This is a genomic window from Streptomyces sp. NPDC040405 (assembly GCF_055595765.1).
Window position 1 is genome coordinate 159,352 of the sequence record NZ_JBVIVI010000004.1, and the last position, 25,947, is coordinate 185,298.

A 25,947-nucleotide genomic window follows, 5' to 3' on the forward strand; every position below is an offset into this window, starting at 1 on the left:
TGGGGAGCATGGATCTCCGCATTTTCACCGAGCCCCAGCAGGGGGCGACCTACGACACTCTGCTGTCGGTCGCGAAGGCCACCGAAGACCTCGGCTTCGATGCCTTCTTCCGTTCCGACCACTATCTGAGCATGGGGGATGTCGACGGGCTGCCGGGCCCGACCGACGCGTGGCTCACCCTGGCAGGGCTGGCCCGCGAGACCAAGCGGATCCGGCTGGGCACCCTGATGACCGCCGCCACCTTCCGGCTGCCGGGCGTCCTCGCGATCCAGGTCGCGCAGGTCGACCAGATGTCGGGTGGACGAGTCGAGCTGGGCCTGGGCGCGGGCTGGTACGAGGAGGAGCACACCGCGTACGGCATCCCCTTCCCGAAGGAGAAGTTCGCGCGGCTGGAGGAGCAGCTGGCCATCGTCACCGGCCTGTGGAAGACGCCGGTCGGCGAGACCTTCAGCCATGACGGCGCGCACTACCAGCTCACCGACTCGCCCGCGCTGCCCAAGCCCGCCCAGAGCCGGGTGCCGGTGCTGATCGGCGGTCACGGGCCGAGCCGTACGCCGCGGCTGGCCGCGCGGTTCGCGGACGAGTTCAACATGCCGTTCGCGTCGGTCGAGGACAGCGAGGCCCAGTTCGGCCGGGTGCGGGCGGCCGCCGAGGAGGCCGGGCGCAAGGGCGACGACCTGGTGTACTCGAACGCGCTGATCGCCTGCGTGGGCAAGGACGACGCCGAGGTCGCCCGCCGGGCCGCGGCGATCGGCCGCGAGGTCCCGGAGCTGAAGGAGAACGGGCTGACGGGCTCCCCGGCCGAGGTGGTCGAGAAGATCGGCCGCTATCGGGAGGCCGGGGCGTCCCGGATCTACCTCCAGATCATGGACCTCGACGACCTCGATCACCTTGAGCTGATTTCCTCCCAGGTCCAGGCCCAGCTGGGCTGACCGGCCCTTCAGCCGCTCGGCCGGTCCGACCGGCCAGCGGCCCGACCGACCCGTCGGCCCGGCACGGCCACCGGGCCGACCGAGCCGCGTGGCTCACCGAACCACCAGGAGTACCCGTGATGTCCGTCCCCCCTACGCCACTGGCCACCGCTCTGGAAAGCGGGCCGCTCGTCCTCGACGGCGGGCTGTCCAACCAGTTGGAGGCCCAGGGCTGCGACCTTTCCGACGAACTGTGGTCGGCCCGGCTGCTCGCCGATGACCCGGGGCAGATCCAGGCGGCGCACGCCGCGTATGTGCGGGCGGGCGCGCGGGTGCTCATCACCAGCAGCTACCAGGCCACCTACGAGGGCTTCGCCCACCGGGGCGTGGCGCGCGAGGACGCCACGGCGCTGCTGGGGCGCAGTGTCGAGCTGGCGCGCGGCGCGGCCGGGGAAGCGGCCGACCCGGCCGCCCCGGTGTGGGTGGCGGCCTCCGTGGGGCCCTACGGGGCGATGCTGGCCGACGGCAGCGAGTACCGGGGGCGGTACGGGCTGAGCGTGGCCGAGCTGGAGCGGTTCCACCGGCCGAGGATCGAGGCGCTGGCCGCGGCCGGGCCCGATGTGCTCGCCCTGGAGACCGTGCCGGACGCCGACGAGGCGGCGGCCATGCTGCGGGCCGTCGAGGGCTGCGGGGTGCCGGTCTGGCTGACGTACAGCATCGCGGGGGAGGCCACCCGGGCCGGGCAGCCGCTCCGGAACGCGTTCGCCGTCGCCGCCGGGAACGACCAGGTGATCGCCGTCGGCGTCAACTGCTGCGAGCCGGGCGACGCGGACCGGGCCGTGGAGATCGCGGCCGAGGCCACCGGAAAGCCGGTGGTGGTGTATCCGAACAGCGGAGAGGAATGGGACGCGACGGCCCGGAGCTGGCGCGGGCGGTCGACCTTCGACCCGGCGCGGGTGAAGGCATGGCGGGATGCCGGGGCGCGGCTCATCGGCGGCTGCTGCCGGGTGGGTCCGGACCGGATCGCCGAGCTGGCGGGCGTGGTGGGAAACCATTAGGTGAGGGGGCGTTCACCCGGCGATACTCGGACGGGTGTTCTTGACGATAACCACCACCGGCACCAGCGAGCGCCCCGCGACCGACCTCGGGTTTCTGCTGCACAAGCACCCCGACAAGGCGCAGCGGTTCTCGACCTCCCAGGGCACCGCGCACGTCCTCTACCCCGAGGCGGACACCGAGCGCTGCACGGTGGCGCTGCTGCTGGAGGTCGACCCCGTCGCGCTGGTGCGGCGGGGCCGGGGGAAGGGGCGGGGCGGCGCGCCCGACTCCGCGCTCGCCCAGTACGTCAACGACCGTCCGTACGCGGCCTCCTCGCTGCTGGCTGTCGCGCTGAGCACCGTCTTCTCCAGCGCCCTGAGGGGACACTGCAAGGCGCGGCCCGAGTTGCCGGAGCGACCGCTGCCGCTGCGGATCGAGGTGCCCGCGCTGCCCGCCCGCGGCGGCGCCGCCCTGGTCGAGCGGCTTTTCGCGCCGCTGGGCTGGGCGGTGACGGCCGAGCCGGTGCCGCTGGACGAGCGGTTCCCGCAGTGGGGCGACTCGCGGTACGTACGGCTGGTGCTGGAGGGCGAGCAGCGGCTGGCCGACGCGCTGCGCCAGCTGTATGTGCTGCTGCCGGTGCTGGACGACGCGAAGCATTACTGGGTCGCGCCGGACGAGGTGGACAAGCTGCTGCGTTCCGGCGAGGGCTGGCTGGAGCACCACCCCGAGCAGCGGCTGATCACCAACCGCTATCTGGCCCGCCGCTGGTCGCTGACCCGCAGCGCGCTGGAGCGGCTGGAGCTGGCGCGGCTCGCGGAGACGGACGACGCCGAGGCGGAGGAGATCGACAACGCGGTGGAGGAGTCCGCCGCCGACTTCGCCGAGGAAGAAGAGCAGGCGGAGCAAGGGGGGCGAGGGGGAGTGGAACCGGAGGAGGGCCGCACGGCGCGGCCGGTGCCGCTGGCCGTGCGGCGGCGCGAGACGATCCTCGACACCCTGCGGGAAGTCGGGGCGTCCCGGGTGGCCGATCTCGGCTGCGGCCAGGGCCAGTTGCTGGGTGATCTGCTCAAGGACGCGCGGTTCACCGAGATCGTCGGTGTCGATGTGTCGATACGGGCGTTGAACGTGGCGGCCCGGCGGCTGCGGCTGGACCGGATGCCCGAGCGGCAGTCGGCGCGGCTCAAGCTGACGCAGGGCTCGCTCGCGTACACCGACTCCCGGCTGACCGGCTATGACGCGGCGGTGCTCAGTGAGGTGATCGAGCATGTGGACCCGCCCCGGCTGCCCGCCCTGGAGTACGCGGTGTTCGGCGCCGCCCGGCCCGCGGCCGTCGTGGTGACCACGCCGAACGTCGAGTACAACGTGCGCTGGGAGACCCTGCCCGCCGGGCAGGTCCGCCACCCCGACCACCGCTTCGAGTGGACGCGCGAGGAGTTCCGCGACTGGGCGCGGGGAGTCGCCGAACGGCATGGCTACGCCGTGGAGTTCCGCCCCGTCGGCCCCGACGACCCCGAGGTCGGCCCGCCGACTCAGCTCGCCCTCTTCCGGCAGGAGCCCGGGGAGACCCGTACGACGACCAGCACTGCCCCGACATCGAAGGAGGCCGCCGCATGACCGACACCACGACGCTCGACCGGCGCAGCCTCGGCGTGCCCGACCTGTCCCTCGTGGTCCTCGTCGGCACCACCGGCTCCGGCAAGTCCACCTTCGCCCGGCGCCACTTCCTGCCCACCCAGATCGTCTCCTCCGACGTCTGCCGGGGCCTGGTCGCCGACGACGAGAACGACCAGAGCGCCACCCCCGACGCCTTCGACCTCCTTCACTACATCGTGGGCAAGCGGCTGGCGGCCGGGCGGCTGACCGTGGTCGACGCGACCAACGTCCAGCCCGAGGCCCGCCGCGGTCTGATCCAGCTGGCGCGGGAGCACGACGTCCTCCCGGTCGCGATCGTCCTCGACATCCCCGAGGGCGAATGCGCGCGGCGCAACGCGGCCCGCCCCGACCGGGCCGGTCTGCCCAGCCACGTCATCCCGCGCCAGCGCCGCGAGCTGCGCCGTTCCCTGAAGTCCCTGGAGCGCGAGGGGTTCCGTAAGGTGCACATCCTGCGCGGCGCCGAAGAGGCCGAGGCCGCGGGGATCGCCACCGAGCGCCGCTACAACGATCTGCGCCACCTCACCGGCCCGTTCGACATCATCGGCGACATCCACGGCTGCCGCTCCGAGCTGGAGACCCTGCTCGGCAAGCTCGGGTACGGCCTGCGCCGCGACGCGCAGGGCCGCCCGGTCGACGCCGTCCACCCCGAGGGGCGCACCGCCGTCTTCGTCGGCGACCTCGTCGACCGCGGGCCGGACAGCCCCGGGGTGCTGCGCCTGGTGATGGGCATGGTCGCCTCCGGGGCGGCGCTCTGCGTGCCCGGCAACCACGAGAACAAGCTCGCCCGCTACCTCAAGGGCCGCAAGGTCCAGCTCACCCACGGCCTCGCCGAGACCGTCGAGCAGCTGGACCGCGAGCACACTGCGGACCCGGAGTTCGCCGACCGGGCGCGGGAGTTCATCGAGTCGCTGGTCAGCCACTATGTGCTGGACGGCGGCGCGCTGGTGGTCTGTCACGCCGGGCTGCCCGAGAAGTACCACGGCCGCACATCGGGCCGGGTGCGTTCGCACGCGCTGTACGGGGAGACGACCGGGGAGACCGACGAGTTCGGTCTGCCGGTGCGCTACCCGTGGGCCGAGGACTACCGGGGCCGCGCCGCGGTCGTCTACGGCCACACCCCCACCCCTCGGGCGTCCTGGCTCAACAACACCCTCTGCCTGGACACCGGTTGCGTCTTCGGCGGCCGGATGACCGCGCTGCGCTGGCCGGAGCGCGAGATCGTGGACGTCCCGGCCGAGCGGGTCTGGTACGAGCCGGTCAGACCGCTGGGCGACGAGACCCCCGGCGGCGCCGACGGCCGTCCGCTCGACCTCGCCGATGTGCGCGGCCGCCGTGTCGTCGAGACCCGGCACATGGGCCGGATCGCGGTCAAGGAGGAGAACGCGGCGGCGGCTCTGGAGGTCATGAGCCGCTTCGCCGTCGACCCTCGGCTGCTCGCCTACCTCCCGCCCACCATGGCGCCCGCCGCCACCTCCGCCGAGGAAGGCTATCTGGAGCACCCGGCGGAGGCGTTCGCCGCCTACCGTGCGGACGGGGTGCGCCAGGTGATCTGCGAGGAGAAGCACATGGGTTCCCGGGCGGTGGCGCTGGTCTGCCGCGACCCCGAGGTGGCGAAGGAGCGCTTCGGGGCGCCCGAGGGCGTATCCGGCATGGTGCACACCCGCACCGGGCGGCCGTTCTTCGACGACCCGCTGCTGACCGAGTCCGTCCTGGCCGCGGTGCGCGGCGGCATCGAGGGCGCCGGTCTGTGGCAGGAGCTGGAGACCGACTGGCTGCTGCTGGACGCCGAGTTGATGCCGTGGTCGCTCAAGGCCGCCGGGCTGCTGCGCAACCAGTACGCGGCGGTGGGCGCGGCCTCGGGGGCCGTCTTCCCGGGGGCGCTCTCGGCGCTGGAGGCCGCGGCGGCACGCGGCGTCGAGGTGTCCGCGCTCCTCGACAAGCAGCGCGGGCGGGCCGTGGACGCGGCCGCGTTCACCGAGGCGTACCGGCGCTACTGCTGGCCGGTCGACGGGCTGAACGGCATACGGATGGCGCCCTTCCAGATCCTCGCCGCCCAGGGCCGCAGCCTGGCCGCGCTCCCGCACGACCGGCAGCTCGCCCTGATCGACCGCATGATCGAGGCCGAGAAACCGGGGTCGGAGGGCGGCCCCCTCCTCGCCCCCACCCGCCGCCTGATCGTCGACACCGAGGACGACGCGTCGGTGGCCGAGGGCGTCGCATGGTGGCTGGAGCTGACGGAGGCGGGCGGCGAGGGCATGGTCGTCAAACCGCTCCAGGGCTTCGTCCGCAAGGGCGACGGCCGCCTGGTCCAGCCGGGCGTCAAATGCCGGGGCCGGGAGTACCTGCGGATCGTCTACGGCCCGGAGTACACCCGCCCGGACAACCTGGACCGGCTCCGCCAGCGCCACCTCGGCCACAAGCGCTCGCTCGCCCTGCGGGAGTACGCGCTGGGCCTGGAAGCGCTGGACCGGCTGGCCGACGGGGAGCCGCTGTGGCGGGTGCACGAGGCGGTATTCGCGGTGCTGGCCCTGGAGTCGGAACCGGTCGACCCACGCCTGTAGCCCCCGTCGACCCACGCCTGTAGCCCCGGGCGAACCCGCCGCCCACGCCGCGGGCCCGGGCCCGGGCCCGCGGCGTGGGCGGCGGGTCAGACGGTGGCCGACGCCGTCGTTCGGGCGCGGAACGCGCGGCGGTAGTCGTGGGGTGGTACGCCCACCGCCCGGGTGAAGTGGCGCCGTAGGTTGGCCGGTGTCCCCAGTCCGCACAGCTCCGCGATCCGGTCCATCGGCAGGTCGCCGCCCTCCAGCAGGACCCTGGCCCGCGCGATGCGCTGGCCTCGCAGCCAGCACAGCGGCGTCGTCCCGGTGGCGGCCTCGAAGCGCCGGGCCAGCGTGCGCGGGCTGGTGTGGGCGCGGCGGGCGAGGTCCGCGAGGGTCAAGGGTTCCGCGAGGTGCTCGGCGGCCCAGTGCAGCAGCGGGGCGAGCGAGTCGTCGGTTCGTTCGGGCAGCGGCGTCTCGATGTACTGGGCCTGGCCGCCGGGCCGGTGGGCGGGCGCCACGAGCTGCCGGGCCACGGTGTTCGCCGCCTCGCTGCCGAAGTCCTCGCGCACCAGGTGCAGGCATACGTCGATGCACGCGGTCGAGCCCGCCCCGGTGAGGACGTCGCCGTGGTCGACGTACAGCACCGACGGATCGAGGCGTACGGCCGGATAGCGCTCGGCGAACAGTGCCGCGTACATCCAGTGGGTGGCCGCCGTGCGGCCGTCGAGCAGCCCGGTCGCGGCGAGGGTGAACGCGCCCGAGCACAGCGACACGATGCGGGCACCGCGCCCGTGCGCCTCGCACAGCGCCTCGATCAGCTCCGCGGGCGGGTCGCCGCGTACGTCGGCGGAGGCCGGGACGATCACCGTGTCGGCGCTGACCAGCTCCGCCGCCCCGTACGGTGTGTGCGCGGCGAACCAGGAACGGGTGGCCACCGGGGCCCCGGCCCGTCCAGACTCCGGGCCGATCGCACAGACCCGCAGGTCGTACCAGTCGTCGGGGAGTTCGGGGCGGTCGGCGCCGAAGACATGGCAGGGGACGGCCAGATCGAAGATCGGCATGCCTTCGGTGACCGCGAGGGCTATCGAGCGGCGCATGGCAAGAATGTAGCGTGTGCTGTCGTTCTTGCCGCTCGTGGTGGAGGACCGCACCGCCGATGCTGGGTGGACATGACGATTCCTTCCGCGAAGGCACCGGGGAGTGGTGCGCCCACTCCGCCGCCCACATCCCCGGACCCCCGGCGCTGGCTGATCCTCGCGATCGCGTCGGTGGCCCAATTCCTCGCCGTGCTCGACATGATCGCGGTCAACATCGCCTTCCCCGCGATCGGCGCGGACTTCCGCTCGGCCACCACCGCCGAGCTGTCCTGGGTGCTCAACGCCTACACCATCATGCTGGCGGCGTTGCTGGTCCCGGCCGGGCGGCTGGCCGACGCGATCGGCGGGCGGCGCTCGTTCCTGACCGGCATGGTGCTGTTCGGGCTGGCCTCGGTCGCCTGCGGGGCGGCACCCGGGCTCGGCGCGCTCGTCGGGGCACGCGTCGTACAGGGCGCGGCGGCGGCCGTTCTGGTGCCCACCTCCCTGGCGCTGGCGCTGCCCGCCTTCCCCGCGCGTGAACGGCCCACGGCGGTCGGCGTATGGACGGCGGTCAGTGCGGTCGCGGCCAGTTCGGGGCCGGTGGCGGGCGGTCTGCTCGCCGCCTCCGACTGGCGGTGGATCTTCCTGATCAACGTGCCCGTGGTGCTGGTCGCCTGGGTGGCGGGTCTGCGGCTGCTGCCGCGTACCGGCCGCGCGCACGGCGAGCGCCGCCGCCTGGATCCGCTCGGCACCCTGCTGGTGCTCCTGGCCACCGGCGCCCTGACCACCGTTTGTGTCGAGGCCCCGGACTGGGGTTACGGCGCACCGGCCACCCTCGGCTTTCTGGCGGGGGGCGTGGCGATGGGCGGGCTGGCGGTGGCGCACATGCGCCGCCACCCCGACCCGGTGGTGGACCCGGAGCTGTTCCGGACCCGCGCGTTCACCGCGGCCACCCTCGGCCTGTTCAGCTACTTCCTCGCCTACGCGGCCATGGTGCTCGCCTCGACCCTCCTGTTCACCGGTGCCTGGGGCTGGTCCACGGTTCGCGCGGGCCTGGCCATCACGCCCTGGCCGCTGGCGGTGCTGGTGGTCTCGGTGCTGTCGGGACGGCTCGTACGGGCCCTGGGGGAGCGGCGCGTCGCCGCGCTCGGCGCGCTGTGCTTCGCTGCCGGGCCGGTGTGGTGGCTGCTGTTCGCCGGTGGCGACGGCGGGCGCTACGCCGTGGCGTTCATGCCGGGGCTGGTGCTCATCGGGACCGGCGCGGGGCTCTATCAGCCGGTCATGTTCGCGGCCGCCGGACTGCTTCCGGCTCGTCAGCTGTCCCTCGGCTCGGGCGTGCTGATGATGTCCCGGCAGGGCGGCTCGGCCCTGGGGGTGGCGGCGCTGGTCGTGATCACAGGCGGCGTCGACCGGCCGGATGTGGGGGCGTTGCGCGGGGGCTGGGTCTTCGCCGCGGCGACCGCGGGGCTCGCCGTGCTCGCGGCGACGGCCCTTCGCGGGGGCACCGACTCCGACAGAGGCGCCCATTCCGAAGGGCGGACGGGGGATTGCAGGGGTGTTCGAACGGATTTCGCCGCAGGTCCGCCCGTGGACACCGGTTCCGTCCGGCCCCATTGACGTGCCCGTGCCACCTGCCTAGCGTGCTCGTCATCCATCGGTTCTCCGCAACCTGACGAGCCACCAGTGAAGCGGGAGGGCGGATGAGTCTCTTCGAGGACGGTCGGCCCTTTCTGCACGCGCTTCCCGCCGACGACCGGCGTGCCCTGCTCGCGCTCGGGAGCGCGCGGACGTACGACCCCTCCGAGGTGGTTCTGCGGGAGCACGACCGCACCACCTTCGTCGTCGCGATCGTCTCCGGCTGGGCCACCGTCTCCGTGGAGACCGAACGCGGGGTGCGGCTGATCCTCGCGCTGCGCGGTGCGGGCGAGGTGGTGGGGGACCAGGCCGCGGTGGACCATGGCTCGCGCAGTGCCACCGTCACCGCGCTCGGCCGGATGGAGGCGGTGGTGGTCTCCGGTGACCGGTTCCGCGCCTATCTGGCGGCGCGGCCGGTGGCCACCGTGCTGATCATGCGTCAGTTCAGCTCCCGGCTGCGCAGCTCCGACGGCGAACGGCGCTCCCTGGCCTCCGAAAAGGTGCTCCAGCGGCTGGCCGCGCGGCTGGTCGAGATCGCCGAACGCACCGGGCGCGCCGGTCCCGGCGGGGCCATCGCCGTCGATCTGCAGTTGCCGCAGCACGACATCGCGGCCGCGGTGGGCTCGACCCGGGAGGCCGTCGCCAAGGCGTTGCGGCTGCTGCGCGACCAGGGCGTCGTACGGACCGCCTCGCGCCGCTTCGAGGTGCGGGACATCGGGCTGCTGCGGCTGTTGGCCGAGGGGCGCGCGACCGGGGAGCACATTCCGGCGCGCCCCTGCGAATGAGCGCGGGCGCGCACGCCCCGCGAATGCGCGCGACTGTGTAAACGGCTACAGCCCGCGCTCCGTCCCCGGCCCACTCTGGTGGAGGCGCGGGTGAACGGGACCGTGTGCGACGGGGGTGCACACGGCCCAGCGCCTGGCACCGGAGAGGGGCGGCGGGGCGGATCGAGGGAGAGGTTCCGCCGCCCGCTTCGGGCCCCTCCGAGAAACGCCACCCCCGAAACGGCCACGGCTGAAGGGCGGCGGGCGATGGACGGACCGGACGGCATCGGCATCCCGGCGGACCCGGGCCCGCGGCGGCTGGACATCCCGAGGGGCGGCCCGCTGGACGGCGCGGGGGAGGCGGGCGGCGCCCGCACGGCCCGCGAGGCGCGCGCGCATCTGCGCCTCACCGACTGCTGCCCGCCGCGTCCGCCCGAGGCGGACGAGCACCGTCCGCTTCCCGAAGGGCCGGTCGCCGGCGAGGAGCTGGCGCTGCTGCGCCGCGTCTACCGGCCCGTCCCCGGCTACGCCGGGATGCGGGAGCGGCTGCGGCGCACCCATCTCCTCGCCCTGTGCGGCGAACCCGGCACCGGCCGCGCCTGGACGGGGCTCGCGCTCCTCGCCGAATCGACGGAAGGAGACGAAGCGGCGGGCGGCCAGGTGGTCCGGCTCGGCCCCGCCGCCCTCCCCGCCGAGTGGCAGACCGAGCGCGGCCACGGCTACCTCCTCGAAATGCCCGCCGACGAAACCGACCCCGGGCCTCTCCTGGACCGGCTGCGCGCCCACTTCGCCGAGCACGCGGCGTTCGGCGTCATCGTGGTCCCGGACGGTCCGGCCGCCGACCGGCTGCTGAGCGCCCGCCGCCACGCCGTGCCGTACGAGCCCCCGGCCGCCGCCGAGGTGCTGGACCGCCGGCTGTCCGACCTGCTCGCCGACAAGCCCGCCGAGCTGCTGGACCTCGCCCGCGCCACCGCCGCCCGCCCCGATGTGGCCGACGCCCTCGGACTGGACGAGCCGCGTCCCGCGGAGGCCGCCCGGCTCGCCCGGCACCTCGCCGCCCACGCCGAGGGCCGGTTGTCCGACGAAGGGCTGCGGGAGCGCTGCCGGGCCTTCGCCCCGGACCAGGCCCGCGCGTGGTTCGACGGCGCGGGCCGCGCCGGAACCCTGCCCGCCGCGCTGCCCGCCCTGCGTACGGCGGCGCTGCGGATCGCGCTCGCCGTCTTCGACGGCTCCGCGCACAGCCTCACCGCCGAGGCCGCAGAGCTGCTGACCTGGGAACTGGCCGTCACGCTCGACCCCCAGTACGCGCCCGGGCGCCCGCTGTTCGCCGCCCGCCCCGGGGCCGGGCTCGCCGCGGCGCGCGCGGTGTGCTGCGACGGCGTGGAGGACCTGGGCGACGCGTCGGTCCCGGTGCGCGCCGTCCGGTTCCAGGGGCGGCGGCTGGCGTCCGCGGTGCTGTACGAGGCATGGGACGGCCACCACAACGTCCGCGGCCCGATGGCCCGCTGGCTGCGCGCCCTGTGCGACGACCCGCGCCCCCAGGTGTGGGTGCGCGCGGCGGTCGCCGCGGGCGTGCTCTGCGCCCGCGACTATCTGTACGGCTTCGTCGAACTGCTGCTGCCGCTGGCCCGCGCCGACAGCCCGGTGCAGCGGATGGCGGCCGCCACCGCACTCGCCGAGGCGTCCCGCGACGACGGCGTACGGCCCGCTGTGGACGGCCTGCTGCGCGGCTGGGCCCTCGGCGACGACGAACGCGAGCGCGAGACGGCGGTCCTCGCCCACGGCTACGGCCTCGCCGCGGGCTCGGTCCGGGCGTCCCTGGAGGAGCTGGCCGGGCTGGCGTACGCGGACGACGGCCGGATCACCTCGTACAGCGTGCTGCGGCTGCTGGCCGGAACGGAACCGGAGGCCGCGCTCGCCGGGCTCACCCACTGGCTGCACGACACCCGGCAGCCGCGCCGGGACCTCGCGCTGCTGACGGTGCTGCGCGCCGTCACCACTCGCACCTCGCATCTGTGGGGACTGTGCGAGGTGCCGGAGCTGGAACCGTACGCCGCCTGGCCGCTGGCCACCGCGCTGCTGGCTGCCCGCCCGGGCAGCGCACCGCGGCTCGCCGAACTGCTGCGCGCCGCCCTGACCTGGGCCCGCTCGGCGGCCGCGGCCGAAGACGCGCTGGTCGGCTGGATCCAGCGGGCCGCCCGCGACGACCGCCAGCTGGCGGTGTTGTACGGCTTCCTGCCCCGGCTGGCGCACGACGGTGACGAACCGCTCGACGTACGGGCGGCCACCCGGATCCGGGAGGTGCTGGAAGCGCTGTGAGGAGAAGGACGTCGATGGTGAAGGACACGGAGTACACCCAGGACGCGGAGTACACCTACAACACCCAGAACACCCAGAACACAGAGCGGGGACACGGCACGGAGAGCGGCCCGCCCCGGGCGCCGGTGAGCGCCGTACGCACCATGCGGACCCTGCGCGAGGCGTTGCGCCACGGCGGCGACGCCCTCCCCGCGGCGCTGCGCGAGGCCGACGACGGGCTGCTGCTGAGCGCGCTCGACGCCGGGCTGCCCGCCGACCGGGTCACCCGCGTCGTCGTCGAGCTGGTGCGCCGCGCTCCCGAGCGCGGGCCGCGGCTCGCCGACGCGGTCTGCGAGAAGGTGCTGGCTGCCCATCTCTACCTCGATCAGCCGGGCGGGAGCGGTCGCCTCCGGGTGCGCAACGCGCTGATGCTGTACGAGGGCCTGGTGCGCCCGTACGCCGACCGGGGCGCCGTCCCCGAGCTGATGGCGTGCGTCCTGCCCGGGCTGTGGGCGGCGGGCGACGGCGCGGGGCGCGAGGTGGTGCGCCGTATCGCCGCCACCCGGCCGGTCACCGGCTTCGGGGAGAAGGGCTGGAAGGCGCTGTTCGGCGGCCTGGCCGAGGAGTGCCGGGAGCATGAGGAGTGCCGGGAGCGGGCCGCGGCCGTCGCCCGCGGCGCCGACCGCTCCGCCAGGTGGCCCGCACGGTGGCGGCCCCTCCGCCGCCGCGGCACCGAGGACGGCGGCCGTATCGACCTCCAGCCCGGTCAGCTGTGGGTCTCGGCCCTGCTGGGCTTCCTGGCCGTGGCCCTGGTCCTGATCGTCGTCCTGGCCGTCGCCTAGGCCACGGCCCAGGCAGAGGCCCGGGCAGAGGTCCTTGGTCACGACTTGTGTCGCGGGACATCCGCGGCGGGCCCGAAGCGGCGAAGATGGAATCATGGGATTCCATGTGGATTCGGAGGCCGGGCGGCTGCGCCGCGTCATTCTGCACCGTCCCGACCTGGAGCTGAAGCGGCTCACACCCACCAACCGGGACGCACTCCTCTTCGACGACGTCCTCTGGGTGCGCCGGGCCCGCCAGGAGCACGACGGATTCGCGGACGTGTTGCGCGACCGGGGCGTCGAGGTCCATCTCTTCGGTGACCTGCTGGCCGAGAGCCTGGCCCTCGCCGAGGCGCGGTCCCTGGTGCTGGACCGGGTCTTCGACGAGAAGGAGTACGGCCCGCTGGCCACCGACCCGCTGCGCGCGGCCTTCGACGAGCTGACCGCACCGGAGCTGGCCGAGGCGCTGATCGGCGGCATGACGAAGCGCGAGTATCTGGCGCGGTTCGCGGAGCCGGTCTCCATCCGCTTCCACGCCATGGAGCCGGACGACTTCCTGGTGAACCCGCTCCCCAACCACCTCTTCACCCGGGACGCCTCCGCCTGGGTGTACGACGGGGTGGCCATCAACGCGATGCGCTGGCCCGCCCGCTGGCACGAGACGGTGCACTACGAGGCCGTCTACCGCCACCACCCGCTGTTCGCGAACGACGACTTCCACGTCTGGTCGGAGGGCCAGGCCGCCTACCCCTCGACCATCGAGGGCGGGGACGTGCTGGTGATCGGCAGGGGCGCGGTGCTGATCGGCATGAGCGAGCGGACCACTCCGCAGGCGGTGGAGATGCTGGCGCACCGGCTCTTCGAGGCCGGTTCCGCCCGTACGATCGTGGCGCTCGACATGCCCAAGGGGCGCGCCTTCATGCACCTCGACACGGTGATGACGATGGTCGACGGGGACACCTTCACCCAGTACGCGGGGCTCGGGATGCTCCGCTCGTACACCATCGAGCCGGGCGCGGGCAGCCGGGAGCTGAAGGTCACCGACCATCCGCCGGAGCACATGCACCGGGCCATAGCCGCGGCCCTCGGCCTGGACGCCATCCGGGTGCTCACCGCCACCCAGGACGTGCACGCGGCGGAGCGCGAGCAGTGGGACGACGGCTGCAATGTGCTCGCGGTCGAGCCGGGCGTGGTGGTCGCCTACGAGCGGAACGCGACGACCAATACGTTCCTGCGCAAGCGCGGCATCGAGGTCATCGACATCCCGGGCAGCGAGCTGGGCCGCGGCCGGGGTGGGCCGCGCTGCATGAGCTGCCCGGTCGAGCGGGACGCGGTGGAGTCGTAGCCAGGGAGTCATGGCCACGGAGCCGTAGCCGCGGAGTCGTCACGGCGGGGTTACCCGGGCGCCTCCATATATATACAGTGGCTCGTATACACTTCCATAAATTGTCCGACCGCTCGACCCGCTCGACCGCCGCGATCTAGGAGCCCACCCCATGGCGATTGACCTCACCGGCCGCCACTTCCTCAAGGAGCTGGACTTCACCGCGGAGGAGTTCCGGCACCTGGTCGACCTGTCGGCCGAGCTGAAGGCGGCCAAGCGCGCGGGCACCGAGACGCGTCGGCTCCAGGGCAGGAACATCGCCCTGATCTTCGAGAAGACCTCCACCCGCACCCGCTGCGCCTTCGAGGTCGCCGCCGCCGACCAGGGCGGCTCGACCACGTACCTCGACCCGACCGGCTCGCAGATCGGCCATAAGGAGTCGGTCAAGGACACGGCGCGGGTGCTCGGCCGGATGTACGACGCGATCGAGTACCGCGGGCACGGTCAGGGCGTGGTCGAGGCGCTGGCCACGCACGCCGGAGTGCCGGTCTACAACGGCCTCACCGACGAGTGGCACCCCACCCAGATGCTCGCCGACGTCCTCACCATGGCCGAGCACAGCGACAAGCCGCTGGACCGGATCGCTTACGCCTACCTCGGCGACGCCCGGTACAACATGGGCAACTCCTACCTCGTCACCGGCGCCCTGCTGGGCATGGACGTCCGGATCGTCGCGCCCAAGCTGCTGTGGCCGGACAACACCATCGTGGAGCTGGCGCGTCAGATGGCCGCGGCGTCCGGCGCCCGGATCACGCTCACCGAGGACGTCTCCGAGGGCGTGCGCGGCGCGGACTTCATCGCCACCGACGTCTGGGTCTCGATGGGTGAGCCGAAGGAGGTGTGGGACGAGCGGATAGCGCTGCTGGGGCCGTACGCGGTGACGATGGACGTGCTGCGCGCCACCGGCAACGACGCCGTGAAGTTCATGCACTGCCTCCCGGCCTTCCACGACCTGGGCACCGATGTGGGCCGGGAGATCTACGAGCGGCACGGGCTGACCGAGCTGGAGGTCACCGAGGAGGTCTTCGAGTCGGAGCACTCGGTCGTCTTCGACGAGGCGGAGAACCGGATGCACACCATCAAGGCGGTGCTGGTCGCGACGCTCGGCCGGTAGCCGCGGCTGTCACCCCTCCGCGGCTTCCGCCGGGGGAAGGGTGAACCAGACCGCCTTGCCGTAGGGGGTGGGGCGGTAGCCGGTGTCCGCGCTGAGGGCCCGGATGAGCAGCATGCCGCGTCCCCGTTCGGCGAGGGTGTCGGGTCTCTTGGGGCCCTCGGGGCGGCCGGGCCCGTCGGATTCGCGCGCGCCGTCGCGTACATCTTCGCGCGCGCCGTCCCGTACGCCTTCCCGCGCACGGCCCGGGCCCTGGCCGTCCGGGCCGCTGAACCCGCCGGGCGGGGTGGGGTCCATGTCGTGCACCTCCACCTGCCAGCCGCCGGTCGGCACCAGCTCCACCACCAGCTCTATCGGCTCGTCCCCGGCCGTGTGCTGCACCGCGTTGGCCACCAGCTCGGCCGTCAGCAGCTCCGCCGTGTCGCCGTCCACGGGCGCGCCGATGTCCGCCAGCGTGTTGCGGATCAGCGCACGGGCCAGCGGCACGGCGGCTGTGGTGTGCGGCAGTGCGAAGCGCCAGGTGGCGGCGTGAAGGGGTTCGGGCACGTACAGGTCCAGTCGGTCGGCGTGGAGCGGTATACCGCAGCCCTTGACGGTATGAAGCGGACGATAGTGCCGGAAGGGGCCATGGACCACTCTTGGGAGGACTTATGTCCTCACCGATCATGGTCTCGCTCTATCGCGCACTCGTGACGACAGTCACACAGCGGTGATAACTTCGAAGGGCAGGCACCCCGGCAGGCATCATCCCGGCAGGCACCAGGCAGACCCAGCCGTCCGGCTGAAGGAGGCCATGGCCCCCATGAGTCCATTCACCGGTTCCGCGCCCCGCACCGAGGACTGGCAGCACCTCCGCCTCACCCTCGACAAGGGCGTCGCCACCGTCACCCTCGCCCGCCCCGAGAGGCTCAACGCGCTCACCTTCGGCGCCTACGCCGATCTGCGCGACCTCCTCGCCGAGCTGGCCCGCGACGGCTCCGTACGGGCCCTCGTGCTCGGCGGCGAGGGCCGCGGCTTCTGCTCCGGCGGCGACGTCGACGAGATCATCGGCGCCACCCTCGCCATGGACACCCGCCAGCTGCTCGACTTCAACCGGATGACCGGGCAGGTGGTCCGCGGCTTAAGGGAGTGCCCCTTCCCCGTGGTGGCCGCCGTGCACGGCGCCGCGGCGGGCGCGGGCGCCGTCCTCGCCCTGGCCGCCGACTTCCGGGTCGCCGACCCGTCCGCCCGCTTCTCCTTCCTCTTCACCAAGGTCGGGCTCTCCGGCGGCGACATGGGCGCCGCCTATCTGCTGCCCCGCGTGGTGGGGCTCGGCCACGCCACCCGGCTGCTGATGCTCGGCGAACCGGTCCGCGCCCCCGAGGCCGAGCGCATCGGCCTGATCAGCGTGCTGGCCGACGAGGGGCAGGCCGGGGCCGAGGCGGCGGCGCTCGCCCGGAGGCTGGCCGACGGGCCCTCCCTCGCCCTCGCCCAGACCAAGGCGCTGCTCACCGCCGAACTCGACATGCCGCTGTCCGCCGCGATCGAGATGGACGCGTCGACCCAGGCGCTGCTGATGACCGGTGCGGACTACGCCGAGTTCCACGCCGCGTTCACCGCCCGCCGCGCCCCCCTGTGGCAGGGGCGATGACCACGGGCCCCGGCCGCCCCCTCCGTATCGCCATCGTCGGCGGCGGCCCCGGCGGCCTCTACGCGGCGGCGCTGCTCGCCCGCCTCGACCCGCGGCGCGAGATCACCGTCTGGGAGCGGGGCACCCCCGACGAGACCTTCGGCTTCGGTGTCGTCCTCTCCGACGAGACCCTCGGCGGCATCGAACACGCCGACCCGGTCGTCTACACCGCCCTCCGCGACGCGTTCGTCCGCTGGGACGACATCGACGTGGCCCACCGCGGCCATGTGCTCACCTCCGGCGGCCACGGCTTCGCCGCCGTCGGCCGCCGTCGGCTGCTGCGGATCCTCCACGAGCGCTGCCGGGCCCTCGGCGTACGGCTGCGTACCCGCACCCAGGCGCCGCCCGCCGAGCAGCTGTCCCGTACGTACGACCTGGTCGTCGCGGCCGACGGGGCGGGCAGCGCCATCCGTCAGACCTATGCCGACGCGTTCCGCCCCCGCGTCACCACGCACCGCTGCCGCTACATCTGGCTCGCCGCCGACATCGCCCTGGACGCCTTCCGCTTCGAGATCGCCGAGACCGAGCACGGCGTCATGCAGCTCCACGGCTATCCCTACGAGCCGGACGCCAGCACCGTCATCATCGAGACGCGGGAAGAGGTGTGGCGACGCGCCGGACTCGACCGGTGCGGCGAGCGCGAGTCCACCGAGCGCTGCGCCAAGCTCTTCACCGACGCCCTCGGCGGCCACCCCCTGCGCGGCAACCGCTCCCAGTGGACCGCCTTCCGTACGGTGGTCAACGAGCGCTGGTCACACGGCAATACGGTCCTCATCGGCGACGCCGCGCACACCGCCCACTTCTCCATCGGCTCCGGCACCAAACTCGCCGTCGAGGACGCCCTCGCGCTGGCCGCCGTCCTCGAAGAACACTCCGCACTCCCCGACGCGCTCGCCGCGTACGAGGCCGAACGCCGCCCGGTGGTCGAATCCACCCAGCGCGCGGCTCGCGCCAGCCTGGAGTGGTTCGAGAATCTGGAGCTGTATCTGGACCAGCCGCCCCGGCAGTTCGCCTTCAACCTCCTCACCCGCAGCCGCCGGGTCACCCACGACAACCTGCGGCTGCGCGACACGGAATTCGTGGAGACGGTGGAGCGCGAGGCCGCCGTCCCCGCCGCGACGCCGCCCATGTTCACCCCGTTCCGCCTCCGCGATCTCACCTTGCGCAACCGCGTCGTCGTGTCCCCCATGGACATGTACTCCGCCGCCCAGGACGGAACCCCCGGCGACTTCCACCTCGTCCACCTCGGCGGCCGGGCGCTCGGCGGGGCCGGGCTGGTGATGACGGAAATGGTCTGCGTCAGCCCGGAGGGCCGTATCACCCCCGGCTGCACCGGCCTCTACGCCGACGCCCACGAAACCGCCTGGCGCCGCGTCACCGACTTCGCCCACACCCACTCCCCGGGCGTGGCCGTCGGCGTCCAGCTCGGCCACAGCGGGCGCAAGGGCTCCACCCGGCTCATGTGGGAGGGCATCGACACCCCGCTCCCGCACGGCAACTGGCCGCTCGTCGCGCCCTCGCCCCTCCCGTACCGACCCGGCGTCAACCAGACCCCGCGGGCCCTCGACGCCACCGGCCTCGCCGCAGTCCGCGACCAGTTCGTCCGCGCCGCCGAACGCGCCGCCCGCGCGGGGTTCGACCTCCTCGAACTCCACTGCGCCCACGGCTATCTGCTCTCCAGCTTCCTCTCCCCGCTCACCAACCACCGCACCGACGCCTACGGGGGCTCCCTCGACGCCCGCCTCCGCTACCCGCTGGAGGTCTTCGACGCCCTCCGCGCCGTCTGGCCCGACGACCGCCCCATGACGGTCCGCATCTCCGCCACCGACTGGGCCGACGGCGGCACCACGGCCGACGACGCCGTCGCCATCGCGGCCGCCTTCACCGCCCATGGCGCCGACGCCATCGACGTCTCCACCGGCCAGGTCGTCCCCGACGAGGCCCCCGACTACGGCCGCTCCTACCAGACCCCCTACGCCGACCGCATCCGCAACGAACTCGGCGTCCCCGTCATCGCGGTCGGCGCCATCTCCTCCTGGGACGACGCCAACTCCCTGATCCTGGCGGGCCGCGCCGACCTCTGCGCCCTCGCCCGCCCCCACCTCTACGACCCCCACTGGACCCTGCACGCCGCCGCCGACCAGAACTACACCGGCCCCGCCGCGCCCTGGCCCCTCCCGTACCGGGCGGGCAGCCGCACACCGCCCACCGGCCGCACCGACGCCCCCAAGCCGCGCCTCGCGCTGTAGCGCTACAAGCCCAGCAGGGCGGTGGTGAGCCCGCACAGTGCCGTGACCAGGTCCTCGCCCAGGACGTGCCACGACTCCTCCGCCCTGGCCGGGTCGACGCGGCCGTTGGTCAGGTCGTACTCCAGCTCGGCGAAGGCGTGCACCGAGAGCTGGCGCACCATGGCGTCGTGCCGGGCCAGCAGGTCGGGGCGGATGTCGTCCCGGCGCACGGCGCCGATCTCGTGCAGGAGGCGGAGGGACGGGGTGTCGAGGTGTTCCCGCAGGACGTGGTCGCGCAGCGCGGGCTCGACCACGGTCTGGGCGAAGAAGCGCGCGTACCACGTGGGGGTGCCCGCCTCGATGTGCGTCCGGACCGTCGGCACGATGAGGCAGCGGTAGTGGTCCTCCAGGGACACCGCGCCCTGCCCGCGCAGCGCCTCCACCATGGCGATGCGGTGCTTCTCCACGAGGGCGGTGTGGTGCGACAGGATCGTCCTGATCAGCCCGTCACGGCTCTCGAAGTGGTACTGCACCGCCGAGTTGTTGCGCTGCCCGGCCGCCTCGCTGATCTGCCGCACCGATACGCCCGCGAAGCCGCGCTCGGCGTAGAGCCGCTCGGCGGTGCGCATCAGTTTGTCCCGCGCGAGCGCCGAGCGCGCGGACGGCGGGGCGGCCGGGCCGGGAAGCGTCATGCCGCTGAAGAGGTCGTTCTGTTGGAGGTACTTCTGTTGGAGGGTGTCATTCCGTCACGCTGATGGCCCCGGTCGGGCACACCGCGGCGGCCTCACGGACGGCTTCGTGGAACTCCGGCGGCGGAGCGTCGTCCAGTACGACCACGATCCCGTCCTCCTCCCGCTGGTCGAAGACCTGGTCGGCCCTGGCCACGCACATCCCGCTGCCGCAGCAGACTCCCTCGTCAGCAGTGATCTTCATGCTACCTTCCTCGCCGTCCGTCACCAGGTGACCCACATGTCCTCGAAACCGCCCGCGGCGACTCCCTCGCGGATGCGGAGCGACTCCGGAGCGTCCCGCAGCCGCAGCTCGGGCAGCCGCCTGACGAACGTCTCCAGAACCACCTGGAGTTCCACGCGGGCGAGGGTCTGGCCGACGCAGAAGTGCGGTCCCGCGCCGAAGGCGAGGTGCTGGGCGCTGTTCTCGCGGCGCGGATCGAACCGGTCGGGTTCGGGGAACTTGCGCTCGTCCCGGTTGGCGGCGTGCAGATTGACGAACAGCGTGCTCCCGGCGTCCACCGGCTCCCCACCGACCTCCGTGTCCTCGGTGATGAACCGGGGGATGCCCACCCCGCCGTTGGCGTCCATCCGCAGGGCCTCCTCCACCACACCCGGTACCAGCCCGGGATCGGCGACCACCGCTTCGTAGCGCTCCCGCTCCGACAGCAGCATCGCCGTCATCTTCAGGATCATGTTGGAGGTGGTCTCGTGCCCCGCCAGCAGGAGGCCGACCGCGGTGGAGATCAGCTCGTCGTGGCTGAGCCGCCCGTCCTCGCTGTCGGAGATCTGCGTCAGCTCACTGAGCAGGTCGTCGCCCGGCTCCGCCCGCTTGCGCTCGACCAGATCCGACGCGTAGGCGTGGAAGTCCCGCTGAGCCTCGTCCACTTCGGCCTGGGTGTAGCGGGTCAGCGTCAGCAGCACCTCCGACCAGCGCGCGAACTTGTCCTGGTCCTCGCTCGGCGCGCCCAGCAGCGCGCAGATGACCCGTACCGGCAGCGGAAGCGCCAGCGCCGCGCGCAGATCCGCGGGCGACCCCTTGGCCACCATGCCGTCCACCAGCCCGTCGGCCATCTCCTGCACGCGCGGCCGCCACGCCTCCATCTTCTTCACCGTGAACGCGCGGCTGATCAGCCGCCGCCAACGCCGGTGCCCCGGCCCCTCCTTGTTGTCCACCTGCCCCTGCGACGGCCGGCTGAACATGCCGCCGTCCTCGGTGGTCGACATGCGCGCCGCGCCCTCCCGGTCGAGGTTGCGGCTGAACCGCTGATCGGTCAGCAGCCCGCGGACCTCCTCGTACCCGGTCAGCAGGCCGACGACATCCCCACTGGGCATCCGCACGTGCGCCACAGGACACGCGGCCCGCGTCTCGGCCCACTCCCGCGGGGGCTCCAGCACATTGGGCTGCTCGAACGGGTAGTCGGGAACGGTCTCGGTCATGGGGGGACTCCTCCGGTGTCGGGGACCTCCGAGCACCGTAAGGCGACCGTCTTATTAAATCAACGGGTTTAGGATGGGTGGCCGACATTCGACCCGTGTCGAGCCCAGCATGCGCGAGGCGGTGTGGAGACCGGAGTTGAGGCAGGAGAGGGCGGTGACCAGGACCACGGCGTTGAGCAGGTCCGCCGCGCCGGGACGGTCACAGCCCGAGCACGAAGAGGCCGCCGAGAAGGATGAAGAGGACGATGGTGAGGTGGTGGTGGATCTCGTACGCGAGCCTCGCGCCGCCGGCGAGCAGCGGCGGGGCGAGGAGCTTCGCCAGAGCTGCCGTCTCCCCGCCCGCGTGAGCGCGTAGCCACAGCAGGAGGGCACCGGTGGCGGACAGGTGGAGGAGGGCCCAGAGCAGGCCGGTTCGGGTCTGGCGGAAGGGGACGGTGGCGGCGAGGGCCATAACCACGGCATGAGGGCGAACCCCAGGGCTGCGAGTGCCATCAGGCCGGTCTCACCGCCGCCCCGTGCAGGGCGGCCTCCGCGTAGTCCGCGGCCGCGTCGCGCAACCGCTCGTGCAGCGCCGTGAAGACCTCGGCGGAGCGGGCGCCGGGCCAGTCGGCGGGGAGGAGCGATGGGGGGAGGCCGGGGTCGGCGTAGGGGAGGTGGCGCCAGGAGTCGAGGGCCAGGAGGTAGTCGCGGTAGGCCGCTTCGGGGGTGGGGATGTGGTGCGTCCAGTGGGCGAGGACGGGGGCGTGGGCGGTGAGGAAGTCGTGGTGGAGGGCGGCCAGTTCGTCCAGGTCCCACCAGCGGCGGACCGCCTCGGCGGTGGGGGTGAAGCCCGCGTGGTCGCCCCGGAAGAGGTCGACGTAGGAGGCGAGGCCGAGGCGCTGCAGGGTGTGGCGGGTCTCGTCGTACAGGCGGTCCGGGGCGATCCAGACGCCGGGGGCGGCGGTACCGAAGCCGAGGCGGGCCAGGCGGGAGCGGAGCAGATGGCGCTTGTTGCGCTCCTGTTCGGGGACGGAGAAGACGGCGAGCAGCCACCGGTCGGGTGCGGGTGCGGGGCGGGGGTAGATGCGGTGGTCGCCGTCGTCGAGGAGCTGGCGGGCGTCGGCGGACAGGGCGTACCCGGCTGCGCCGGTGGCGGTGCGGTCGGCGACCAGCAGGCCGCGCCGCTTGAGCCGGGAGACGGCGGAGCGCACCGAGGGCGGGTCGACGCCGACCGCGCCCAGCAGCCGGATGAGGGCGGCGACGGGCACCGGCCCGGCCGGGCGGCCGGGGGTGCCGCGCCCGTGGGCGCCGTAGTGGGTGACGATGAGGGAGCGCGGGGTGTGCTGGCCGTTCACGAGGTCACTGTAAGGCGGTCACTGCAGAGCGCCGTCGCGGAGACGGTAGCGCTGGAGCTTGCCGGTGGCGGTGCGGGGGAGTTCGTCGAGGAAGACGAAGCGGCGCGGGCACTTGTAGGGGGTGAGCTCGGCGGTGGTGTGGGTCTTCAGGGCGGCCACGGTCTCCTCGGTGCGCGGGACGCCCGCGCGCAGCACCACATGGGCGACGACGATCGTGCCGCGCTCCGCGTCCGGCGCTCCGGTGACCGCGGCCTCGACCACATCGGGGTGGCGCAGCAGGGCGTCCTCGACCTCGGGGCCCGCGATGTTGTACCCGGACGAGATGATCATGTCGTCGGCGCGGGCCACATAGCGGAAGTAGCCGTCCGGGTCGCGGATGTAGGTGTCGCCGGTGAGGTTCCAGCCGTCGCGTACGTAGCCGCGCTGGCGCTCGTCCGCCAGATAGCGGCAGCCGGTCGGGCCGCGCACGGCGAGCAGGCCCGGTTCGCCGTCGGGGACGGGGCGCAGGTCGGCGTCGACCACCCGGGCCTCGAAGCCGGGCACCGGAACGCCCGTGGTGCCCGGGCGGATCGCGTCGTCGGCGGCGGACAGGAAGATGTGCAGCAGTTCGGTGGCGCCGATGCCGTTGATGATGCGCAGCCCGGTGGTCTCGTGCCAGTCGTGCCAGGTGGCGGCGGGCAGGTTCTCCCCGGCGGAGACGCAGCGGCGCAGCGAGGAGACGTCGTACGCCCCGGGGTCGGTGCGCAGCCGGTTCAGCATCGCCCGGTAGGCGGTCGGGGCGGTGAACAGCACGGACACCCGGTGCCGTGCGATGTCGCCGAGCAGCCGCTCCGGCCCGCCCCGGTCGGTCAGCAGCGCCGACGCCCCGGCGCGCAGCGGGAAGACGACGAGACCGCCGAGACCGAAGGTGAAGCCGAGCGGCGGGCTGCCCGCGAACACGTCGTCGGGGGCGGGCCGCAGCACCTGGGCCGAGAAGGTGTCGGCGATGGCGAGCACATCGCGGTGGAAGTGCATGCACCCCTTGGGCCGACCGGTGGTTCCCGAGGTGAAGGCGATGAGGGCGACGTCGTCGGCGGAGGTCGGCACGGCCTCGTACGACGCGGGCGCGCGGGCCGCGAGCCGCAGCAGGTCGTCGGGCGCGTCACCGCCGTAGGTGAGGGTGCGCAGCCCCGGCACCCCGGCCTTGAGTAAATCCTCCGCGCACCGCGCGTCGCACAGCGCGTGCCCGACCCGGGCGATGTCGCAGATCGTGGCCAGTTCGCGGGAGCGCTGGGCGGCCAGGACGGTCACCGCGACCGCGCCCGCCTTCATGACGGCGAGCCAGCAGGCGGCCAGCCAGGGGGAGGTGGGGCCGCGCAGCAGCACCCGGTTGCCGGGGACGACGCCGAGCGTGGTGGTGAGGGTGTGCGCGATGCGGTCGACGTGCGCGCGCAATTCGGCGTACGTCCACACCGCGCCGGAGCCGTCGCGCACGGCGGTCCGCTCCGGGCCGTAGCGCTCCATGGTCCGGTCCAGCAGCTCCGCCCCGCAGTTGAGCCGGTCGGGGCGGCGGGGCCCCGGCAGGTCGAGGAGGAGCCCGGGCCACTGGTCGGCGGGCGGGAGATGGTCACGGGCGAAGGTGTCGACGTGTGCCGACGGCCTGAGCTCCATCGAGGATGCGCCCCCTGCCTGCCCGATGTGCCTGCCGGATGGCTGTCTGAAGCCGCATTGTCAGCGTAACGTGATGGTGACGACAGTCAATATGCCGCGATAAGGGTTGTGTCGAGGGAGGGGCCCCGATGCCGTCATTCGCACTGGATCCGGAGCAGCGGCGCTGGTGCGCGCGGCTGCGCACGCTGGCCCGCGACCGGCTGCGCCCGCTCGCGGACGCCGGTACGCCGGGGCGGATCAACCGGCCGTTGACCGCCTGCTTGGGCGAACTGGGCCTGCTGGAGCGGCTGTTCCCGGAGGACGGGCCGGTCCGGGCGCTCGATCTGTGCCTGCTGCGCGAGTCGCTGGCCATGGAGTGCACCGAGGCCGAGACCGCGCTCGCCCTCCAGGGGCTCGGCGGGTACCCGATCGTGCTGTCCGGCGGCGAGAAGCTGTACGAGCGCTGGATGCCCGGAATCCGCGCGGGCCGCACCGTCACCGCCTTCGCGCTGAGCGAGCCGGACGCCGGGTCGGACGCGGCCGCGCTCACTCTGCGGGCCGACCCGGACGGGGCCGGGGGCTGGCGGCTGACCGGCGAGAAGTGCTGGATCTCCAACGCGCCCGAGGCCGACGTCACCACCGTCTTCGCCCGCACCACCCCGGGCGCGGGCTCACGCGGCGTCACCGCCTTCCTGGTACCCGCCGACCGCCCCGGACTCGGCGGCGAACCCCTGGAGATGCTCAGCCCGCACCCCATCGGCCGCCTCGTCTTCGACGGGGTCCCGGTCACCGCCGACGACGTGCTGGGCGTGCCCGACGCGGGCTTCCGCGTCGCCATGCGCACCCTCAACCTGCTGCGGCCGAGCGTGGGCGCGTTCGCCGTCGGCATGGCGCAGGCGGCGCTGGACGCCTCGCTGGCGCACGCCGGAAGCCGTACCGCCTTCGGCGGGCCGCTCAAGGACCTCCAGTCCGTCTCGCATCAGCTCGCCGAGATGGCCACCCGCACCCAGGCCGCCCGGCTGCTGGTGTACGCGGCGGCCGCGGCGTACGACGACGGCGAACCCGGCATCGCCCGCAGCTCGGCCATGGCCAAGCTGCTGGCCACCGAGACCGCGCAGTACGTCGTGGACGCGGCCGTCCAGATCCACGGCGCCCGCGCCCTGCGCCGTGGCCATCCGCTGGAACACCTCTACCGTGAGGTACGCGCGCCCCGGATCTACGAGGGCGCCACCGAGGTCCAGCGCACGATCATCGCGAAGGAGCTGTACCGATGACCGAACCCCTGCAGCGGATCAACCCCGCCGAACTGTCCCCGCCCACCGGATTCAGCCACGCCGTCACCGCAACCGGCGGGCAACTGGTCTTCCTGGCCGGTCAGACGGCGCTGGACCAGGACGGCAAGGTCGTCGGGGACACCCTTCCCGCCCAGTTCCGCCGGGCGCTCACCAATCTGCTCACCGCCCTGGGGTCCGCCGGTGGCAGCCCCGCCGACATCGCCCGGCTGACCGTCTACGCCACCGACGTCCCCGCCTACCGCGAGTGCGCCCCCGAACTCGGCCGGATCTGGCGGGAGATGGCCGGTCGCGACTATCCGGCGATGGCGGTCATCGGCGTCGTCCGGCTGTGGGACGAGGAGGCGCTGGTCGAACTGGACGGCATCGCGGTGCTGCCGTAAGACTTCGGGGCTT

Annotated in this window: 22 protein-coding genes; 14 read left to right on the top strand and 8 right to left on the bottom strand. The window is 73.5% G+C overall.

Features of this window, described 5'->3' with window-relative positions; translation table 11 throughout:
• Window positions 1-8 precede the first annotated feature (8 nt).
• The 4 genes from ACZ59A_RS18515 (at window position 9) to ACZ59A_RS18530 (ending at window position 6,163) form a co-directional block, all read left to right on the top strand.
• Window positions 9-932, top strand: a complete 924-nt coding sequence (locus tag ACZ59A_RS18515; protein WP_470959915.1) for an LLM class F420-dependent oxidoreductase — start codon at window positions 9-11, stop codon at window positions 930-932.
• Between the two features lie 119 nt (window positions 933-1,051).
• Complete coding sequence (mmuM, locus tag ACZ59A_RS18520; protein ID WP_470959917.1) at window positions 1,052-1,969, top strand: homocysteine S-methyltransferase; 918 nt, start codon at window positions 1,052-1,054, stop codon at window positions 1,967-1,969.
• 34 nt (window positions 1,970-2,003) lie between these two features.
• On the top strand, window positions 2,004-3,563 hold the full coding sequence (locus ACZ59A_RS18525) for a 3' terminal RNA ribose 2'-O-methyltransferase Hen1 (protein ID WP_470959919.1): 1,560 nt from the start codon (window positions 2,004-2,006) through the stop codon (window positions 3,561-3,563).
• Window positions 3,560-6,163, top strand: a complete 2,604-nt coding sequence (locus ACZ59A_RS18530; RefSeq protein ID WP_470959921.1) for a polynucleotide kinase-phosphatase — start codon at window positions 3,560-3,562, stop codon at window positions 6,161-6,163. The genes ACZ59A_RS18525 and ACZ59A_RS18530 overlap by 4 nt, the downstream gene beginning before the upstream one ends.
• Window positions 6,164-6,249: 86 nt before the next feature.
• Here ACZ59A_RS18530 and ACZ59A_RS18535 read toward each other — a convergent pair whose 3' ends face one another.
• On the bottom strand, window positions 6,250-7,239 hold the full coding sequence (locus ACZ59A_RS18535) for a GlxA family transcriptional regulator (RefSeq protein WP_470959923.1): 990 nt from the start codon (window positions 7,237-7,239) through the stop codon (window positions 6,250-6,252).
• Between the two features lie 72 nt (window positions 7,240-7,311).
• On the opposite strand from ACZ59A_RS18535, the gene ACZ59A_RS18540 reads away from it, so the two are divergent.
• The 6 genes from ACZ59A_RS18540 (at window position 7,312) to argF (ending at window position 15,234) form a co-directional block, all read left to right on the top strand.
• On the top strand, window positions 7,312-8,835 hold the full coding sequence (locus tag ACZ59A_RS18540; protein WP_470959925.1) for an MFS transporter: 1,524 nt from the start codon (window positions 7,312-7,314) through the stop codon (window positions 8,833-8,835).
• A gap of 83 nt (window positions 8,836-8,918) precedes the next feature.
• Window positions 8,919-9,638 carry a Crp/Fnr family transcriptional regulator gene (locus ACZ59A_RS18545; RefSeq protein WP_470959927.1) on the top strand — a complete coding sequence of 240 codons (720 nt, stop codon included), beginning with the start codon at window positions 8,919-8,921 and terminating at the stop codon, window positions 9,636-9,638.
• Between the two features lie 246 nt (window positions 9,639-9,884).
• Window positions 9,885-11,936: a hypothetical protein gene (locus ACZ59A_RS18550; protein ID WP_470959929.1), complete on the top strand. Its 2,052-nt coding sequence runs from the start codon at window positions 9,885-9,887 to the stop codon at window positions 11,934-11,936.
• A gap of 14 nt (window positions 11,937-11,950) precedes the next feature.
• Window positions 11,951-12,757 (top strand): hypothetical protein, encoded by an 807-nt coding sequence (locus ACZ59A_RS18555; RefSeq protein ID WP_470959931.1) that lies wholly within the window; start codon window positions 11,951-11,953, stop codon window positions 12,755-12,757.
• Window positions 12,758-12,851: 94 nt separating this feature from the next.
• Window positions 12,852-14,081, top strand: coding sequence for an arginine deiminase (locus ACZ59A_RS18560; RefSeq protein WP_470959933.1), 1,230 nt, complete (start codon window positions 12,852-12,854; stop codon window positions 14,079-14,081).
• Between the two features lie 151 nt (window positions 14,082-14,232).
• Window positions 14,233-15,234 (top strand): ornithine carbamoyltransferase, encoded by a 1,002-nt coding sequence (gene argF, locus ACZ59A_RS18565; RefSeq protein ID WP_468047767.1) that lies wholly within the window; start codon window positions 14,233-14,235, stop codon window positions 15,232-15,234.
• A gap of 9 nt (window positions 15,235-15,243) precedes the next feature.
• Here argF and ACZ59A_RS18570 read toward each other — a convergent pair whose 3' ends face one another.
• On the bottom strand, window positions 15,244-15,777 hold the full coding sequence (locus ACZ59A_RS18570; protein WP_470959936.1) for an ATP-binding protein: 534 nt from the start codon (window positions 15,775-15,777) through the stop codon (window positions 15,244-15,246).
• Between the two features lie 256 nt (window positions 15,778-16,033).
• Between ACZ59A_RS18570 and ACZ59A_RS18575 the strand changes: the two genes are divergently transcribed.
• Both ACZ59A_RS18575 and ACZ59A_RS18580 read left to right on the top strand, forming a co-directional pair.
• Window positions 16,034-16,861: an enoyl-CoA hydratase family protein gene (locus tag ACZ59A_RS18575; protein WP_470959938.1), complete on the top strand. Its 828-nt coding sequence runs from the start codon at window positions 16,034-16,036 to the stop codon at window positions 16,859-16,861.
• Window positions 16,858-19,149, top strand: a complete 2,292-nt coding sequence (locus ACZ59A_RS18580; RefSeq protein WP_470959940.1) for a bifunctional salicylyl-CoA 5-hydroxylase/oxidoreductase — start codon at window positions 16,858-16,860, stop codon at window positions 19,147-19,149. Before ACZ59A_RS18575 ends, ACZ59A_RS18580 begins: the two co-directional genes overlap by 4 nt.
• Window positions 19,150-19,151: 2 nt before the next feature.
• On the opposite strand, the gene ACZ59A_RS18585 is transcribed toward ACZ59A_RS18580, so the two are convergent.
• The 6 genes from ACZ59A_RS18585 to ACZ59A_RS18610 all read right to left on the bottom strand — a co-directional run bounded on the left by ACZ59A_RS18585 (window position 19,152) and on the right by ACZ59A_RS18610 (window position 24,280).
• The gene (locus ACZ59A_RS18585) at window positions 19,152-19,820 is read right to left on the bottom strand and encodes a TetR/AcrR family transcriptional regulator (RefSeq protein WP_470959942.1); all 669 of its coding nucleotides are present in this window, start codon (window positions 19,818-19,820) and stop codon (window positions 19,152-19,154) included.
• 46 nt (window positions 19,821-19,866) lie between these two features.
• Entirely contained in the window at window positions 19,867-20,061 is a 195-nt protein-coding gene (locus ACZ59A_RS18590) for a ferredoxin (RefSeq protein WP_470959944.1), read from the bottom strand.
• A gap of 20 nt (window positions 20,062-20,081) precedes the next feature.
• Window positions 20,082-21,296, bottom strand: a complete 1,215-nt coding sequence (locus ACZ59A_RS18595; protein ID WP_470959946.1) for a cytochrome P450 — start codon at window positions 21,294-21,296, stop codon at window positions 20,082-20,084.
• A 199-nt stretch (window positions 21,297-21,495) separates the two neighbouring features.
• Window positions 21,496-21,747, bottom strand: a complete 252-nt coding sequence (locus ACZ59A_RS18600; RefSeq protein WP_470959948.1) for a hypothetical protein — start codon at window positions 21,745-21,747, stop codon at window positions 21,496-21,498.
• A 40-nt stretch (window positions 21,748-21,787) separates the two neighbouring features.
• Window positions 21,788-22,630 carry a PaaX family transcriptional regulator gene (locus ACZ59A_RS18605; RefSeq protein WP_470959950.1) on the bottom strand — a complete coding sequence of 281 codons (843 nt, stop codon included), beginning with the start codon at window positions 22,628-22,630 and terminating at the stop codon, window positions 21,788-21,790.
• A gap of 18 nt (window positions 22,631-22,648) precedes the next feature.
• Window positions 22,649-24,280, bottom strand: coding sequence for an AMP-binding protein (locus ACZ59A_RS18610; protein WP_470959952.1), 1,632 nt, complete (start codon window positions 24,278-24,280; stop codon window positions 22,649-22,651).
• 128 nt (window positions 24,281-24,408) lie between these two features.
• On the opposite strand from ACZ59A_RS18610, the gene ACZ59A_RS18615 reads away from it, so the two are divergent.
• Together ACZ59A_RS18615 and ACZ59A_RS18620 are read left to right on the top strand one after the other, a co-directional pair.
• Entirely contained in the window at window positions 24,409-25,533 is a 1,125-nt protein-coding gene (locus tag ACZ59A_RS18615; RefSeq protein ID WP_470959954.1) for an acyl-CoA dehydrogenase family protein, read from the top strand.
• Window positions 25,530-25,934 carry a RidA family protein gene (locus tag ACZ59A_RS18620; RefSeq protein WP_468047747.1) on the top strand — a complete coding sequence of 135 codons (405 nt, stop codon included), beginning with the start codon at window positions 25,530-25,532 and terminating at the stop codon, window positions 25,932-25,934. The genes ACZ59A_RS18615 and ACZ59A_RS18620 overlap by 4 nt, the downstream gene beginning before the upstream one ends.
• Window positions 25,935-25,947: the final 13 nt, after the last annotated feature.

Bases quoted from the DNA above. Each gene is read 5' to 3' on its own strand.
- ACZ59A_RS18515 (WP_470959915.1), top strand. From the start codon at position 9: ATGGATCTCCGCATTTTCACCGAGCCCCAGCAGGGGGCGACCTACGAC.
- mmuM (WP_470959917.1), top strand. From the start codon at position 1,052: ATGTCCGTCCCCCCTACGCCACTGGCCACCGCTCTGGAAAGCGGGCCG.
- ACZ59A_RS18530 (WP_470959921.1), top strand. From the start codon at position 3,560: ATGACCGACACCACGACGCTCGACCGGCGCAGCCTCGGCGTGCCCGAC.
- ACZ59A_RS18535 (WP_470959923.1), bottom strand. From the start codon at position 7,239: ATGCGCCGCTCGATAGCCCTCGCGGTCACCGAAGGCATGCCGATCTTC.
- ACZ59A_RS18540 (WP_470959925.1), top strand. From the start codon at position 7,312: ATGACGATTCCTTCCGCGAAGGCACCGGGGAGTGGTGCGCCCACTCCG.
- ACZ59A_RS18545 (WP_470959927.1), top strand. From the start codon at position 8,919: ATGAGTCTCTTCGAGGACGGTCGGCCCTTTCTGCACGCGCTTCCCGCC.
- ACZ59A_RS18550 (WP_470959929.1), top strand. From the start codon at position 9,885: ATGGACGGACCGGACGGCATCGGCATCCCGGCGGACCCGGGCCCGCGG.
- ACZ59A_RS18555 (WP_470959931.1), top strand. From the start codon at position 11,951: ATGGTGAAGGACACGGAGTACACCCAGGACGCGGAGTACACCTACAAC.
- ACZ59A_RS18560 (WP_470959933.1), top strand. From the start codon at position 12,852: ATGGGATTCCATGTGGATTCGGAGGCCGGGCGGCTGCGCCGCGTCATT.
- argF (WP_468047767.1), top strand. From the start codon at position 14,233: ATGGCGATTGACCTCACCGGCCGCCACTTCCTCAAGGAGCTGGACTTC.
- ACZ59A_RS18575 (WP_470959938.1), top strand. From the start codon at position 16,034: ATGAGTCCATTCACCGGTTCCGCGCCCCGCACCGAGGACTGGCAGCAC.
- ACZ59A_RS18580 (WP_470959940.1), top strand. From the start codon at position 16,858: ATGACCACGGGCCCCGGCCGCCCCCTCCGTATCGCCATCGTCGGCGGC.
- ACZ59A_RS18585 (WP_470959942.1), bottom strand. From the start codon at position 19,820: ATGACGCTTCCCGGCCCGGCCGCCCCGCCGTCCGCGCGCTCGGCGCTC.
- ACZ59A_RS18590 (WP_470959944.1), bottom strand. From the start codon at position 20,061: ATGAAGATCACTGCTGACGAGGGAGTCTGCTGCGGCAGCGGGATGTGC.
- ACZ59A_RS18595 (WP_470959946.1), bottom strand. From the start codon at position 21,296: ATGACCGAGACCGTTCCCGACTACCCGTTCGAGCAGCCCAATGTGCTG.
- ACZ59A_RS18600 (WP_470959948.1), bottom strand. From the start codon at position 21,747: ATGGCCCTCGCCGCCACCGTCCCCTTCCGCCAGACCCGAACCGGCCTG.
- ACZ59A_RS18610 (WP_470959952.1), bottom strand. From the start codon at position 24,280: ATGGAGCTCAGGCCGTCGGCACACGTCGACACCTTCGCCCGTGACCAT.
- ACZ59A_RS18615 (WP_470959954.1), top strand. From the start codon at position 24,409: ATGCCGTCATTCGCACTGGATCCGGAGCAGCGGCGCTGGTGCGCGCGG.
- ACZ59A_RS18620 (WP_468047747.1), top strand. From the start codon at position 25,530: ATGACCGAACCCCTGCAGCGGATCAACCCCGCCGAACTGTCCCCGCCC.